The organism is Salmonella sp. SAL03688, assembly GCF_046551895.1.
GTDB classification, from domain to species: domain Bacteria; phylum Pseudomonadota; class Gammaproteobacteria; order Enterobacterales; family Enterobacteriaceae; genus Salmonella; species Salmonella enterica.
The window spans coordinates 1-15,545 of sequence record NZ_JBGDVI010000010.1 but is presented as its reverse complement, the minus strand read 5'-3'; the positions used below and the strand labels follow the sequence as shown (position 1 = coordinate 15,545).

Sequence of the window (15,545 nt, the reverse complement as noted above, 5' to 3'; positions counted from 1 at the left end):
CTATTGATAATACCGACCATTCTCTACCGTTATTTTATAATATCTTTTTGTTGTCAAAAAATGGCTATAAATTATATATTTTGCAGATGAGATTTCTCTTTCATATTTAAGACAATCCGGGTTATTGCAGTACATTTATGAACTTCGGCTGGATAATGATGTGCCGAGGCGAGTCGGCCAGAGGCGATAAGCGACATTTTTCCGTAAGATATGCGCTTCTCTTTTTTGAAAGGGATACAAAGACAATAATACCAGGTAAGAAAATGCCTGGTTTACACCAGGCATTTCAGCAGACGAGAGCTATAGCGAAAATGCAAATAACGCTTTGACTTTTTTAACAAAAATCAGAACGGAATGTCGTCGTCAAAATCCATTGGCGGTTCGTTAGACGGCGCTGGCGCGGATTGCTGTGGACGCGACTGCGCGCCGCCGCTGAACTGGTTGCCGCCCTGCGGCTGCTGAGGTTGTTGTGGCTGACCCCAACCCCCCTGCTGCTGACCGCCTGCCGGTGCGCCGCCGCCCTGGCGACCACCCAGCATCTGCATTACGCCGCCGATCTGCGGAACGTTAATTTCAGTCGTATAGCGTTCCTGGCCACTCTGATCGGTCCACTTGCGGGTACGCAATTGACCTTCGATATACACCTGAGAACCTTTACGCAGATATTCGCCGGCCACTTCCGCCAGTTTGCCGAACATCACCACCCGGTGCCATTCAGTCTGCTCTTTCATTTCGCCGGTCTGCTTATCGCGCCAGGATTCAGAAGTAGCCAGCGTTAAGTTGGCGACAGCGCCGCCACTCGGCATATAGCGTACTTCCGGGTCCTGGCCCAGATTACCAACGAGAATCACCTTGTTTACGCCTCTGCTGGCCATAATTGAGTCTCCTGAATACGTTTCATAAATAGTGTAAACGCGTGAGTGTACCATTTCCACGTAGCATTTTAATAGCTGCGATGCAGGTTCCAGGTCACTCGCGCGAACCTCATATTGTTGCATACTTTAGCTGAAGATGCATTCCAATACTGTATATTCAAACAGGTTAAATTGTGTCATAATTAGCCGTTTCTGCCGTTTGTCCTTCAAACAAACCAGGCATCCGAGTCTCTACCGGGAAAGGTGAATGGATAAGATCGAAGTTCGGGGCGCCCGCACCCATAATCTCAAAAATATTAACCTCGTCATCCCCCGCGACAAACTGATTGTCGTGACCGGGCTTTCGGGTTCAGGCAAATCCTCACTGGCTTTCGACACTCTGTATGCCGAAGGGCAGCGTCGTTACGTTGAATCGCTCTCCGCTTACGCGCGGCAGTTTTTGTCGCTCATGGAAAAACCGGATGTCGACCATATTGAGGGGCTATCGCCCGCGATCTCAATTGAACAGAAATCGACATCTCACAACCCGCGCTCTACGGTGGGTACTATTACCGAGATCCACGACTACCTGCGCCTGCTGTTTGCCCGCGTGGGCGAGCCGCGTTGTCCGGACCATGACGTGCCGCTGGCGGCGCAAACCGTTAGCCAGATGGTCGATAACGTACTGTCACAGCCGGAAGGCAAACGTCTGATGCTGCTGGCGCCGATTATTAAAGAGCGTAAAGGCGAACACACCAAAACGCTGGAAAATCTGGCAAGCCAGGGTTACATTCGCGCCCGTATTGACGGCGAAGTCTGCGATCTCTCCGATCCGCCGAAGCTGGAGCTGCAAAAGAAACATACCATTGAGGTGGTGATCGATCGCTTCAAAGTTCGCAACGATCTTTCCCAACGCCTGGCGGAGTCGTTCGAAACGGCGCTGGAATTATCCGGCGGCACGGCGGTTGTTGCCGATATGGACGATGAGAAAGCGGAGGAGCTTCTGTTCTCCGCCAATTTTGCCTGCCCGATTTGCGGCTACAGTATGCGCGAGCTGGAACCGCGTCTGTTCTCATTCAACAACCCGGCAGGCGCCTGCCCGACCTGTGACGGGCTCGGCGTTCAGCAATATTTCGATCCGGACCGCGTGATCCAGAATCCCGACCTGTCGCTGGCAGGCGGCGCGATTCGTGGTTGGGATCGTCGCAATTTTTACTACTTTCAAATGCTCAAGTCGCTGGCGGAACACTATAAGTTCGACGTAGATGCGCCGTGGGCAAGCCTCAGCGCCAACGTACATAAAGTCGTGCTGTACGGTTCCGGCAAAGAGAACATTGAATTTAAATATATGAACGATCGCGGCGATACCTCCGTGCGCCGCCATCCGTTCGAAGGCGTGCTGCATAATATGGAGCGCCGTTATAAAGAGACGGAATCCAGCGCGGTGCGCGAAGAGCTGGCGAAGTTCATCAGTAATCGCCCCTGCGCCAGCTGTGAAGGCACGCGACTGAATCGCGAAGCGCGCCATGTATTTGTGGAAAATACGCCGCTGCCTGCTATTTCCGATATGAGCATTGGCCATGCGATGGATTTTTTCACTAATCTCAAGCTTTCCGGGCAACGAGCGAAAATCGCCGAAAAAGTGCTAAAAGAGATCGGCGATCGCCTCAAGTTTCTGGTGAACGTCGGCCTGAACTATCTCACGCTCTCCCGCTCGGCAGAGACGCTTTCCGGCGGCGAAGCCCAGCGTATCCGTCTGGCGAGCCAGATAGGCGCCGGGTTAGTCGGCGTGATGTATGTGCTGGATGAACCGTCCATCGGTCTGCACCAGCGCGATAACGAACGGCTGCTGGGTACGCTGATTCATCTGCGCAATCTTGGCAATACCGTGATTGTGGTGGAACACGATGAAGACGCCATTCGCGCCGCCGACCATGTGATCGATATTGGCCCCGGCGCGGGCGTTCACGGCGGCGAGGTGGTGGCGGAAGGCCCGCTGGAAGCCATTATGGCGGTACCGGAATCGCTGACCGGCCAGTACATGAGCGGTAAACGCAAAATTGAAGTGCCGAAACAACGCGTGCCGGCAAATCCAGAAAAAGTGCTCAAACTCACCGGCGCGCGCGGCAACAACCTGAAAGATGTGACCCTTACGCTACCGGTAGGGCTGTTTACCTGTATCACCGGCGTCTCGGGTTCCGGTAAATCGACGCTGATTAACGACACGCTGTTCCCCATCGCCCAGCGTCAGTTAAACGGGGCGACTATCGCCGAACCGGCGCCGTATCGGGATATTCAGGGGCTGGAACATTTCGATAAAGTGATCGATATCGACCAGAGCCCAATCGGGCGCACCCCGCGTTCCAACCCGGCGACCTATACGGGCGTCTTTACCCCGGTTCGCGAGCTTTTTGCTGGCGTGCCGGAGTCTCGCTCTCGCGGCTACACGCCAGGGCGATTCAGCTTCAACGTGCGCGGCGGTCGCTGCGAAGCGTGCCAGGGCGATGGCGTCATTAAAGTCGAAATGCACTTTCTGCCGGATATTTACGTGCCGTGCGACCAGTGCAAAGGCAAGCGCTATAACCGGGAAACGCTGGAGATTAAGTACAAAGGCAAGACCATCCACGAAGTGCTGGATATGACCATTGAAGAAGCGCGTGAGTTCTTTGATGCGGTTCCGGCGCTGGCACGTAAGCTGCAGACGCTGATGGACGTGGGACTGACCTATATCCGTCTTGGTCAGTCGGCGACGACGCTTTCCGGCGGCGAGGCCCAGCGCGTGAAGCTGGCGCGCGAACTGTCGAAGCGCGGTACCGGGCAGACGCTGTATATTCTCGACGAGCCGACCACCGGCCTACACTTTGCCGATATTCAGCAACTGCTTGACGTTCTGCATCAGTTGCGCGATCAGGGCAACACCATCGTGGTGATCGAACACAACCTGGACGTCATTAAAACGGCGGACTGGATTGTCGACCTCGGCCCGGAAGGCGGCAGCGGCGGCGGCGAAATTCTCGTCTCCGGTACGCCGGAAACCGTGGCGGAGTGCGAGGCGTCGCATACCGCCCGCTTCCTTAAACCTATGCTCAAATAACCTTCACGCCGCTTTCCGATTCGCCGGGAAGCGGCATCATTTTTCCTCATCCCACCTCATTGTATCCGTGTTGAGCATTTGTGATTTGCGTGCCGCCTAGCTCTGACATGTGATAGCGCAAACGGTCTGTTATGGAAAACACCATGAAGTTGCCCTACGCAATCACACTACTGCTGTGCCTGTTTTTATCCGCCTGTACGCTGCCTGACCGCTTTAGCGCCGTGGCTTTTCAACAACTGACGCTATTACAAGCGCGCTCAACCCGCTTCCTGCAGGACGCGGCGCGAATACCGTGGCAAAAAGAGACACTGCTCAAGGATGACCGCGATATCCGCCAGACATTTTTTCAGGCTGAGCGGGTCGCCTGTCAAGGTGGGGATAAACACCGTCTCGATAATCTGGCGCTGCTGAAAAATCACTATTTGCGTCTTTATGCGCGTGTTATGCAACGTAAGCAACCACTTACTTACATCCAGGCTGAGAGATACCAACAGCAAAATAATCAGGTCTGGAAATTAGCCATACAGGGTGAGTGCCTGCATTGGGGCGCCCGCTGTACTCAGGGAGAAGAAAATGGCGTCTATTAACGAAATACATTACCTGATGACCACCGCCCGGGCCGAACATCCTGTAGCCTCCTCGGCGATTGCCGAGTTTATCCAGGCGTATAAGCAGGCAAGAGAAGACAGCGACGACGGTATACGCGAGTCCGCCGCGTTTATCGCCCGCGCGCTTCAGGAACATGCTCGCGGCTGGCTGGACGACGACGATATGATTATTCTGCTGGAAGGACAGCGGGACCTCGCCAGGCTACGCGCCAATAATGCGCAAATCGCCCTCGGCAGCCGTATCCGGTCTACGGTCATCCGCCTCATTGATATCGCCCTGGCGTTGTTGGTCGGCGCGCTATAATCAGGACTGCGGCAACTGCTTGCGTTTATCTTCCGGCAGCGCATTTACCGCCTGTTGATAAGAGGCATCGACCAGATAATAGAGTTGTGAATCCGGCAGCGATCCGTCCAGATAGACCGTGCTCCAGTGCGCTTTATTAAGGTGCCGACTCGGTCGTACATCGCTGTGCTGCTGACGTAACAACTCTGCCAGTTCCGGGCTGGTTTTGAGAGAGGCTGCCGGGCGTCCTTCAACTTCTTTTACCATCGCGAAAAGTACATCTTCCACTTTAATTTGCGTCGCTTTCCAGTCGCTGTGGACGCTCTGCTCTGCGCCAGGTTTTGCCATGCAGTATTGCAGTAATTCCGAAATGGTCATTATCATTCCCCTTGTAGTGTCGCGATGATTTTACGTGGACCGCCGTGAATACGGTGCTCTCCCAACCAGATACCTTGCCATGTTCCTAACTGTAAACGCCCCTGGCGTACAGGCAGCAGCAACGAGACGCCCAATATTGACGACTTAATATGCGAAGGCATGTCATCCGCGCCTTCGTAATCATGTTCATACGCCGCATTATCGGGAACGGTTTTCAGGAAATGGCGCTCCATATCAGCGCGCACGGTGGGATCGCAGTTTTCGTTTAGCGTCAGCGAGGCCGAGGTATGTAGCAACAACAGATGCAGCAAACCCGTTTCGACAGGCGGTAAGCCAGACAATTTATCGATAATTTCATCTGTTATCAGATGAAACCCGCGCGGCTTCTCGCTCAGTGTAATGGTGCGCTGATACCACATAGGCTGCTCCTTCCTAAAAACAAACGTCTCCTGAATAGTGTGCAGCAAGTCTGGAAAAGGTAAAAGCCAGCGGGGCAAGTTTGTGCAAAAATCATGCAAAAAAGGAGAGCCTGACGCTCTCCTGATTTTTAGTACTCCGAGTTGACAATGACTTCCTCGCCAAACGCTCCTGCCTGCGGCAGCGGTTTGTAGGTGGAGTTAGCCGCGCGCAGGATGCGAATACCGCGGATACCACAATCACGGGCCGCGGTAATATCGTTATCCGAATCGCCGTAGAAGATACGCATGTTCTTCTCCTGCAGCCACTGTACTTTCGTATTTTGTTCCGGTTTATCGCCGGCGAAAATCACCGGATTCATATTCGCCGCCGGAATATGGAAGTTATCCGCCAGCGTTTTCGACACGGTTTCCGTTTTCGTCTGACTACGACCAGTGACAAAGTAAATACTGTCGCCACGGCGAACATGCATATCAATGAGCTGTCGGGCCACTTCTTTTGGAATACTGAACTCATCCCAGCCGTTGTTCATTTTTTCCCAAAAGGCCGGATTTTTCAGATAATCGTCGCTGTCCGGGGAATAGGTTTTCTTTCCGCGCCAGAATCCGGGGCTGGAAAATAACACGGTGTCGTCAATATCAAAGCCGACCGCCATCGGCGGGCGTCCGGTGAGGCTGTTTTCAATCTGGGCGACAGAGACCCAATGGACAGGCGCTTGTTCCGCGAGTTTTGCAACGTTAGTGCCCGGATTGAGCGTCGAAGGGGAAGATACTAACGCATTCGCGGAATGGTTTAGCGTAAACAACAAACAGACGGCACTCAGCGCCAGGGTTATTTTTTTCATGCTTTTCCCTTAAAATTCAAAATATTATAATTATTAAGATGAGTCTTTGCTCAAAAAACTATCTGACCATAACGCCAGTAACGGTCAAAAGGAAGGATTATCTGCGGTTTTGTTACGAAAAAAGAGGATGATCACAACAGCTATTGTCAGGCCGGAGGGCACTGTTATCGCCGTCCGGCCTGAATATTACATGACAGCGGCAAATGCCTTCGCCACGCGGTGTACATTTGAAGCATTAAGCCCGGCGACACACATGCGGCCACTGGCAATCAGGTAAACGCCAAACTCATCGCGCAACCGCTCGACCTGCTCCTCGCTTAACCCGGTATAGCTGAACATACCGCGCTGCTGTAACAAGTAATCAAAGTTGCGGTCAGGCATCTCCGCCTTCAGCTCCTTCACCAGCGTCTGGCGCATCGATATAATGCGGTTACGCATCGCGTCGACTTCCGCCAGCCAGCCCGCTTTTAACGCCTCATCGCCCAGGACCGTAGCGACCACCTGAGCGCCGAAACACGGCGGACTGGAGTAAATTCGGCGCACCGTCGCTTTTAGCTGTCCCAGAACCCGCGCGGCGATTTCAGCATCTTCACACACCACGGACAGGCCGCCGACGCGCTCGCCGTACAGCGAGAAAATCTTCGAAAAAGAATTACTGACTAACGCAGGTAACCCAGCGCTGGCAATGGCGCGAATAGCGTAAGCATCCTCGTCCATGCCTGCGCCAAACCCCTGATAGGCAATATCAAGGAACGGAATCAGATCGCGCGCTTTCACTATTTCAATCACCGCATCCCATTGCGAAGGCGTTAAATCCGCCCCGGTCGGGTTGTGACAACAGGGGTGCAGCAACACGATACTGCGCGCAGGTAACGTATTCAGCGTGGCCAGCAGATCGTTAAAACGGATGCCGTTAGTCGCGTCGTCATACCAGGGGTAAGTACTCACTTCGAATCCTGCCCCGGCAAATATCGCAATATGGTTTTCCCAGGTGGGGTCGCTCACCCATACGCCTGCGTCGGGGAAATAACGCTTCAGGAAATCCGCGCCCACTTTCAGCGCGCCGGAACCGCCTAATGTCTGGATAGTAGCCACGCGCTGTTGCTGAAGAACCGGGTGATCGGTGCCAAAGAGCAAAGGCGCGATAGTATGGCGATAAGTATTGAGTCCCTCCATCGGCAGGTACAGCGAAGCGCCATGCGGCTGCGCGTTAAGCCGGGCTTCGGCTTCGGCCACCGTTTTAAGCTGTGGGATAATCCCGTCTTCGTTGTAATACAGGCCAATGCTCAGATTTACTTTGTCGTAACGGGAGTCGTCTTTAAAACGCTCCATCAGTGAAAGAATCGGATCGCCGGCATAGGCGTCAACTTTTTGAAACACGCGATGGTTCTCCAGGTTTACAGAGGGCAGGAAATAACACAATAAACCGGAAGGACGAGAAGATCGAGAGGATGTTGTGGTGGATGCGCATATTACCGGATGGCGGCGTGAACGTCTTATCCGGCCTACAGCCAATGCGCGATACAAGCCGGATAAGCGCAAGCGCCACCCGGCCCACCGCGTATTTAATCAATATACTTCATCGCCACCCTTGAGGTCAGGCGCGTGATAAGTTCGTAAGCACTTACTTTTGTCATTTCAGCGATACGTTCAACCGGCAGACCTTCACCCCATAAGACCACCGGATCGCCCGCGTTATCCTGCGCGTTTGGCCCCAAATCCACGCAAATCATATCCATCGCCACCCGCCCGACAATCGGGACTTCACGACCATTGACCAGTACTGGCGTACCGGAAGGCGCCGCTCGTGGGTAGCCATCGCCATACCCCATCGCCACCACGCCCAGGCGCGTGTCGCGCTCACTCACCCATGTCCCGCCGTAGCCCACCGGTTCGCCCGCTTTGTGGTCACGCACCGCGATCAAACTGGAGGTTAAGGACATCACCGGCTGAAAACCAAAATCCGGCCCCCAGGGTTTGTGCTCCAGCGGCGATACGCCATACAAAATGATGCCCGGACGCGCCCAGTCAAAGTGAGACTGCGGCCACAGCAGAATACCGCCAGACGCGGCAATAGAGCGCTGACCGGGTTTACCCTGACAGAAGGCATTAAAAATGTCGAGCTGATGTTCGGTAGCGCCGCATTCCGGCTCATCCGCACGGGCAAAATGGCTGACGATATTCACCGGCTGGCGTACATTTTTACAGTGCGTCAGACGCTGGTAGAACGCCTCCGCCTCTTCGGGACGCACGCCGAGACGATGCATACCGGTATCCAGTTTCATCCAGACCGTTACCGGCTCCGCCAGCTCCACCGCCTCCAGGGCGGCAAGCTGCTCTTGATTATGTACGGCGGTATGCAGACATTGCGCGGAAATGGTCGGCAGATCGGCGGCGTCGAAAAAACCCTCCAGCAGCAGGATAGGCTGCGTGATCCCGCCCGCTCGCAGACGTAGAGCCTCTTCAAGACGCGCCACGCCAAAAGCGTCAGCATCAGGGAGCGTTCGCGCGGTCTCCAGAAGACCGTGTCCATAAGCGTTCGCTTTCACCACCGCAACCAGCTTACTGGCAGGCGCCAGTTCACGCAGACGTTGCAGGTTGTGTCGCAGAGCGCGGCGGTTAATGACGACTGTTGCCGCTTGCATTTGAATTCCTTGTTAAAAGAATGACGGAGAGTTACTCATCATCGTATTGCGGTCCCGCATAGTTATCGAAGCGCGACCACTGACCATTGAACGTCAGACGAACCGTACCGATAGGACCGTTACGTTGCTTACCAATAATAATTTCAGCAATGCCTTTTAAGTCGCTGTTCTCGTGATAAACCTCATCACGGTAGATAAACATAATTAAGTCGGCATCCTGTTCAATAGAGCCGGATTCACGCAGGTCGGAGTTCACCGGACGTTTATCCGCGCGTTGTTCCAGGGAGCGGTTAAGCTGCGATAGCGCCACGACCGGCACCTGGAGTTCCTTCGCCAGCGCTTTCAACGAGCGAGAAATTTCGGCGATTTCCAGAGTACGGTTATCAGAAAGCGACGGCACACGCATCAATTGCAGGTAGTCGATCATAATCAGACTTAACCCGCCATGTTCGCGGAAAATACGCCGCGCGCGCGAACGGACTTCTGTCGGCGTAAGACCTGAGGAGTCGTCAATATACATATTGCGTTTCTCCAGCAGAATGCCCATCGTGCCGGAGATTCGCGCCCAGTCTTCATCATCGAGTTGACCGGTACGAATACGTGTCTGATCGACGCGGGACAGCGAGGCCAGCATACGCATCATGATCTGTTCGCCGGGCATCTCCAGACTAAAGATCAGTACCGGTTTATCCTGCAACATCGCCGCGTTTTCGCAGAGGTTCATCGCAAAAGTGGTTTTACCCATGGAGGGGCGCGCCGCGACGATAATCAAATCCGAACGCTGTAACCCTGCCGTCTTTTTATTGAGATCCTGATAGCCGGTATCCACGCCTGTAACGCCATCGTGCGGTTGCTGGAACAACTGCTCAATACGCGCCACGGTAGCGTCGAGAATCTGGTCGATGCTTTTCGGACCTTCGTCTTTGTTGGCCCGGTTTTCCGCGATCTGGAAGACGCGCGACTCCGCCAGATCCAGCAGTTCGTCGCTATTGCGCCCCTGTGGATCGTAACCGGCGTCCGCAATTTCATGCGCCACCGCGATCATATCGCGGACCACGGCGCGTTCGCGCACAATGTCCGCATAAGCACTGATGTTCGCCGCGCTTGGCGTGTTTTTAGACAGCTCCGCCAGATAGGCGAAACCGCCGACGCTGTCCAGTTGGCCCTGCCGCTCCAGCGATTCCGCGAGCGTAATCAGGTCGATAGGACTGCCGCTTTCCTGCAAGCGCCCCATCTCCGTAAAGATATGGCGATGCGGACGGGTATAGAAATCTTCCGCCACCACGCGCTCGGCCACATCGTCCCAGCGCTCGTTATCCAGCATTAAACCGCCCAACACCGACTGTTCCGCTTCAATCGAGTGCGGCGGCACTTTTATCCCGGCAACCTGCGGATCGCGGTCGCGGGCATCAGTCTGTGGTTTGTTGAAGGGTTTATTTCCTGCCATAGTGAATGGAGTTACCGAGATAGTGATTGGGTCGAAAGATTACCACATTTCTTTTGGAGGAAGCATGGCAACGCGTATTGAATTTCACAAGCATGGTGGTCCGGAAGTGCTTCAGAGCGTGGAGTTTACGCCAACGGAACCGGCGGAACACGAAATCCAGGTTGAGAACAAAGCCATTGGTATCAACTTCATCGACACCTATATCCGTAGCGGACTCTATCCGCCCCCATCGTTGCCTGCGGGCCTGGGAACCGAAGCTGCGGGTGTGGTCAGTAAAGTCGGCAACGGCGTGGAGCACATTCGCGTGGGCGATCGCGTCGTCTACGCGCAGTCAACGCTCGGCGCTTACAGTTCTGTCCATAACGTCCCCGCAGATAAAGCCGCGATTTTACCTGACGCCATTTCCTTCGAACAGGCGGCAGCCTCTTTTCTCAAGGGGTTGACCGTTTTTTACTTGTTGCGCAAAACCTATGAAGTGAAACCCGACGAACCCTTCCTGTTTCATGCCGCTGCGGGCGGCGTCGGTCTGATCGCCTGCCAGTGGGCGAAAGCGCTGGGCGCGAAGCTTATCGGTACCGTCGGTAGCGCGCAAAAAGCGCAGCGGGCGCTGGACGCTGGCGCCTGGCAGGTAATTAATTACCGTGAGGAGAGCATTGTCGAACGGGTAAAAGAGATCACCGGCGGCAAAAAAGTCCGCGTGGTCTATGACTCCGTGGGGAGAGATACCTGGGAAGCCTCACTGGACTGCCTGCAACGTCGGGGACTGATGGTCAGTTTCGGCAATGCGTCCGGCCCCGTCACTGGCGTGAATTTAGGTATTCTCAATCAGAAAGGTTCCCTGTATGCCACGCGACCTTCACTACAGGGGTATATTACGACACGTGAAGAACTGACCGAAGCCAGCAATGAATTGTTCTCATTGATCGCCAGCGGCGTGATTAAAGTTGATGTGGCTGAAAATCAACGCTATGCGTTAAAAGATGCCCGTCGCGCGCATGAGGTGCTGGAAAGCCGGGCCACACAGGGCTCAAGCCTGCTGATTCCGTAATAGCTCTGCAAAGAAATTGGGCTTCCACCCGGGAAGCCCTTTCTTTTTTTGTTCGGCTGTATGTAGGGTACAGCGCGATGAATTCGTTACCTGCGCAATCATGACAGATTTAATAATCGATTCCTATTTGCCTGTGAGGGCAAAGTTCCAGGTTGTGACGAACCGCTCAATACCTTAGTAAAACCGACGGTTATTGCGCTGATACTGTGGGATTTTTGGCGTTTTTACTGCTTTGATCACCCACACCACAGCCACCGCCAGCAGTAGCCACGGTAACAGCTTGATCATCAGGGCGAACATTCCGCCCAGGAACATGACGGCAGTCGCTACAACCAGCGCGGTCAGAATGCCCAGCAAGGAGACGCCCGTCACCATTAACATCAGAAAAAAGCCAAGCACAAAAAGTAGTTCCAGCATAGTCGCTCCCCATAGAGATGGCATTGCCCGGCGGCACGGCGCTTACCGGGTTTGGTCAGGTAAGCTATTACAAAAAACATGCCAATATTTATGTTTTTGATATATAAAGAAAACGCCCTGCAAGACCGCACAGAGCGTAGTGAGATTGACTAATTTTTGGCGAACTTTTAACGCTTGTCTGCTACCAGTTTTAGCGCCTGCTCCAGTACAGCAACATCCGCGCCAGCTTTATGGGCGTTTTCGCTCAGATAGCGACGCCACTGCCGCGCGCCGGGGATGCCCTGGAACAACCCCAGCATATGGCGAGTGATATGCCCCAGATACGCTCCCTGGCTCAATTCACGCTCAATATAGGGATACATCGCGCGAACCACAGCAACCGGGTCGGCATCGGTGGTATCGGCGCCAAAGATCTCCCGATCCACCGCGGCCAGTATACCCGGATTCTGATAAGCTTCACGGCCAACCATGACGCCATCCATATGGCGCAGGTGCTCCTTCGCCTCTTCCAGCGATTTGATGCCGCCGTTAATGGACATGGTCAGGTGCGGAAAATCCCGCTTTAGCTGGTATACGCGCGGGTAATCCAGCGGCGGGATCTCACGATTTTCTTTCGGGCTTAAGCCAGAAAGCCAGGCTTTGCGCGCATGGATAATAAACATCTCGCATTCGCCCTGACCGGAAACCGTATTGATGAAATCACACAGAAACGCATAGCTGTCCTGATCGTCAATACCAATGCGGGTTTTTACCGTCACCGGAATCGAGACGACATCACGCATGGCTTTAACACAATCGGCGACCAGTTGCGCATTGCCCATCAAACAGGCGCCAAACATACCGTTTTGCACGCGATCGGAAGGGCACCCCACGTTGAGGTTAATTTCATCGTAGCCACGCGCTTCCGCCAGCTTTGCACAATGCGCAAGCTGAGCCGGATCGCTTCCACCAAGCTGTAGAGCGACCGGATGCTCTTCTTCGCTATAAGCCAGATAGTCACCCTTACCGTGAATAATCGCGCCCGTGGTCACCATTTCGGTGTAGAGCAGCGTCTGGCAAGACAGCAAACGCAGGAAATAGCGGCAATGTCTGTCCGTCCAGTCGAGCATAGGCGCGATGGAGAAGCGATAAGCAGGAAAAGCGGAGGACTGGGTTTCAGGCTGCATGGCGAATAAATAAGCATCTGGTTAAAAAAGGGGCGTTACTATAGCATAACGCTAAACCGGAGGCGTAGCGCCTCCGGTGAAAGCACCTCAGAATGTCATTGTAAGCTGCGCGCCTGCCCCCCAGGTTTCATCTTCGCCGTACAGTCCCATTAAATCGAGATGCACACGGTTAAAGGGCGCAAAGCCAAGACCGCCGGTAACCACATTGCTATCGTTATTTTTCACATCCGCACGATACCCTGCGCGCACCGCCAGCCATGACAACGGTCGAACTTCAGCGCCGACGCCAACGTACTGTGAATTGTCTTCGCTCTTAAAGCCTTTCGTTTCCGTCAGATCGCCATCGGCGCTTACGGTCAGCAAATCGTTATGCCATGCGATGCCCGCGGTAACCAGGGGGCGGATTTGGTATGTATCTTTGTAGTTGGTGGTTTCTCCCGTCATACCATTAGTGATGTAAATATCTTTCGTATCGATATCGCGAGATACCAGATTTTGCCCGCTCAGCCCCAGCGTCCAGTTTTCACCGATATCGGCAGCAAGCCCCGCATCAATGTTAAAACCCGTATCGTCATTGCGATAACGGCTGCTATTCCAGTCGCTACTGTCGTAGTTATAAATTGAGGTGGTGTAGTTATAGAGCCAGGTTTTTTGCAGTTTTGGCGTAACGCCAATGGAAACAGGCACCTCGCCCACCACAAACTGCTTCGCCAGCGCAATACCGTAGTCAGATACAATCGCTACCCGCCCCGACGCGGTAGAGTTTAAATGCTTTGTAATTTCGTCAGACCCCAGCAAAGCAGCGCGTCCTGCTTCACGAAGCGCGACACGTTCATCATGCTGGATATCGCGCAGATACTGAATATCGTTCTGATCAATGGACGAACTCACGCGCCCATGCGCATAACCTTTGGCGATAAACGCCACGGAAAGCGTTTGCCCTGGAATACTTACCGCCAACCCGGCGCCGGCATTGGCGCGGGCGGTTTTTCCGTTGAGATATTCCAGCTCATCGGCCAGGTCGCGCGCGGCGCCCTGAAATTGACTCAGCACGCCTCGCGGATTGAGCAGAATTTGCCCCAGAGTAAGGTTATCGACGACCTCATCGTAGTAATCCACTTTATCGCTGATATCGTCAATTTCATCCTGGAGATTGTCTTTATCCGTAATCTGGACGCCGACCGCAGGAAGGACAACAGTGATATTGTCTTCCGGTTTGGCTTTTGCCAGTAACGCCGGATTTAATAGTACTCCGCTGCCATAATTCGCGGACGCGACGCCCGTCCCGCCCATTGCGTCATTACGCGCTTCCGTCCAGGTATTGGCGGCGCTCGCCTGCTTTGCCATAAAAAGCGAGACCGCGATAGCAATCAGTGAAAGTTTGACGTTTTTGTTCACAGTTAGCCCATCTTATTATCAGGTGAAGTAATTCCTCCGCCACGCTTTACCGGACAGAGGCGAACTATTGCTGTGAAATAGTGATGTTAAATCCTGTTGTTATAATATCGACCCTCATTATGTATAGATGAGAATACTGGCGCGGAAAAGCTTAGCAGGCGATATATTGTCGCGGGGTAATTTCAGAGTTTTAAGCAGCTCGTGGTAAAGTAGCGGATTAGACTTTCATGCCATTCGAGGTGCTACATGGAAAAGACCACAACGCAAGAGTTACTGGCGCAAGCTGAAAAACTCTGCGCGCAGCGCAACGTGCGCCTGACGCCTCAGCGCCTCGAAGTGCTGCGCCTGATGAGTCTGCAACAGGGTGCCATCAGCGCATACGATTTGCTCGATTTGCTGCGCGAAACGGAACCACAGGCCAAACCGCCCACCATTTACCGCGCGCTGGATTTTTTGCTCGAACAGGGTTTTGTCCATAAAGTGGAATCCACCAATAGTTATGTGGTTTGCCACCTGTTCGACCAGCCGACGCACAGCTCGGCCATGTTTATCTGCGATCGTTGTGGCGTGGTGAAGGAAGAGTGTGCCGAGGGCGTGGAAGACATCATGCATACGCTGGCGGCTAAAATGGGCTTTGCGCTACGACATAACGTTATTGAGGCGCACGGTCTGTGCCCTGCGTGCGTAGAAGTGGAAGCGTGTCGCCATCCGGGCGACTGTGGTCACGATCACTCGGTGCTGGTGAAGAAAAAACCACGTTAGCCTGAACGGAAAAACGGGCGGCAGTAGAGAGGGGCACGCCCGCATTCACAGGCAAACAGGGGGAAGCACATCCATGTACTCCTGGTGGGAGTGTTAGAAATTCTGTGTCATTCCAGTAATATACAATCAAAAAGGAATGACACATGTCCCAGCCCTTCGATTTCGATAAAGCGCTTAAGGCACT

General features: G+C 53.8%; 15 protein-coding genes. 5 read left to right on the top strand and 10 right to left on the bottom strand.

Features of this window, described 5'->3' with window-relative positions; all coding sequences use genetic code 11:
* Positions 1-344: 344 nt before the first annotated feature.
* A complete protein-coding gene (gene ssb1, locus ACLJR2_RS12055; RefSeq protein WP_000168322.1) occupies positions 345-875 on the bottom strand; it encodes a single-stranded DNA-binding protein SSB1 in 531 nt (176 codons plus the stop codon).
* A gap of 247 nt (positions 876-1,122) precedes the next feature.
* On the opposite strand from ssb1, the gene uvrA reads away from it, so the two are divergent.
* The 3 genes from uvrA to ACLJR2_RS12040 all read left to right on the top strand — a co-directional run bounded on the left by uvrA (position 1,123) and on the right by ACLJR2_RS12040 (position 4,860).
* Positions 1,123-3,948 carry an excinuclease ABC subunit UvrA gene (uvrA, locus tag ACLJR2_RS12050; RefSeq protein ID WP_000357725.1) on the top strand — a complete coding sequence of 942 codons (2,826 nt, stop codon included), beginning with the start codon at positions 1,123-1,125 and terminating at the stop codon, positions 3,946-3,948.
* Between the two features lie 131 nt (positions 3,949-4,079).
* On the top strand, positions 4,080-4,535 hold the full coding sequence (locus tag ACLJR2_RS12045; RefSeq protein ID WP_000432211.1) for a hypothetical protein: 456 nt from the start codon (positions 4,080-4,082) through the stop codon (positions 4,533-4,535).
* Positions 4,522-4,860: a hypothetical protein gene (locus ACLJR2_RS12040; RefSeq protein WP_000146597.1), complete on the top strand. Its 339-nt coding sequence runs from the start codon at positions 4,522-4,524 to the stop codon at positions 4,858-4,860. Before ACLJR2_RS12045 ends, ACLJR2_RS12040 begins: the two co-directional genes overlap by 14 nt.
* Here the strand turns inward: ACLJR2_RS12040 and ACLJR2_RS12035 are convergent, their stop codons facing one another.
* The 6 genes from ACLJR2_RS12035 to dnaB all read right to left on the bottom strand — a co-directional run bounded on the left by ACLJR2_RS12035 (position 4,861) and on the right by dnaB (position 10,570).
* Positions 4,861-5,217 (bottom strand): MmcQ/YjbR family DNA-binding protein, encoded by a 357-nt coding sequence (locus ACLJR2_RS12035; protein ID WP_000155665.1) that lies wholly within the window; start codon positions 5,215-5,217, stop codon positions 4,861-4,863.
* 2 nt (positions 5,218-5,219) lie between these two features.
* Positions 5,220-5,636, bottom strand: a complete 417-nt coding sequence (locus ACLJR2_RS12030) for a secondary thiamine-phosphate synthase enzyme YjbQ (protein WP_000270390.1) — start codon at positions 5,634-5,636, stop codon at positions 5,220-5,222.
* Between the two features lie 128 nt (positions 5,637-5,764).
* Positions 5,765-6,478, bottom strand: coding sequence for an acid phosphatase AphA (gene aphA / locus ACLJR2_RS12025; protein WP_000724435.1), 714 nt, complete (start codon positions 6,476-6,478; stop codon positions 5,765-5,767).
* A gap of 186 nt (positions 6,479-6,664) precedes the next feature.
* The gene (tyrB, locus tag ACLJR2_RS12020; protein WP_000486924.1) at positions 6,665-7,858 is read right to left on the bottom strand and encodes an aromatic amino acid transaminase; all 1,194 of its coding nucleotides are present in this window, start codon (positions 7,856-7,858) and stop codon (positions 6,665-6,667) included.
* Positions 7,859-8,043: 185 nt separating this feature from the next.
* Entirely contained in the window at positions 8,044-9,123 is a 1,080-nt protein-coding gene (gene alr / locus ACLJR2_RS12015) for an alanine racemase (RefSeq protein ID WP_001147297.1), read from the bottom strand.
* Between the two features lie 31 nt (positions 9,124-9,154).
* Positions 9,155-10,570, bottom strand: coding sequence for a replicative DNA helicase (gene dnaB, locus ACLJR2_RS12010; protein WP_000918353.1), 1,416 nt, complete (start codon positions 10,568-10,570; stop codon positions 9,155-9,157).
* 64 nt (positions 10,571-10,634) lie between these two features.
* Between dnaB and ACLJR2_RS12005 the strand changes: the two genes are divergently transcribed.
* A complete protein-coding gene (locus tag ACLJR2_RS12005) occupies positions 10,635-11,618 on the top strand; it encodes a quinone oxidoreductase (RefSeq protein ID WP_000235545.1) in 984 nt (327 codons plus the stop codon).
* A 174-nt stretch (positions 11,619-11,792) separates the two neighbouring features.
* Here ACLJR2_RS12005 and pspG read toward each other — a convergent pair whose 3' ends face one another.
* The 3 genes from pspG to ACLJR2_RS11990 form a co-directional block, all read right to left on the bottom strand.
* A complete protein-coding gene (pspG, locus tag ACLJR2_RS12000) occupies positions 11,793-12,035 on the bottom strand; it encodes an envelope stress response protein PspG (protein WP_000891417.1) in 243 nt (80 codons plus the stop codon).
* Between the two features lie 167 nt (positions 12,036-12,202).
* Positions 12,203-13,201, bottom strand: coding sequence for a tRNA dihydrouridine(20/20a) synthase DusA (gene dusA, locus ACLJR2_RS11995; protein WP_001182218.1), 999 nt, complete (start codon positions 13,199-13,201; stop codon positions 12,203-12,205).
* A gap of 87 nt (positions 13,202-13,288) precedes the next feature.
* Positions 13,289-14,599, bottom strand: a complete 1,311-nt coding sequence (locus ACLJR2_RS11990) for a conjugal transfer protein TraF (protein WP_001039342.1) — start codon at positions 14,597-14,599, stop codon at positions 13,289-13,291.
* 246 nt (positions 14,600-14,845) lie between these two features.
* On the opposite strand from ACLJR2_RS11990, the gene zur reads away from it, so the two are divergent.
* On the top strand, positions 14,846-15,361 hold the full coding sequence (gene zur / locus ACLJR2_RS11985) for a zinc uptake transcriptional repressor Zur (protein ID WP_000416271.1): 516 nt from the start codon (positions 14,846-14,848) through the stop codon (positions 15,359-15,361).
* Positions 15,362-15,545: the final 184 nt, after the last annotated feature.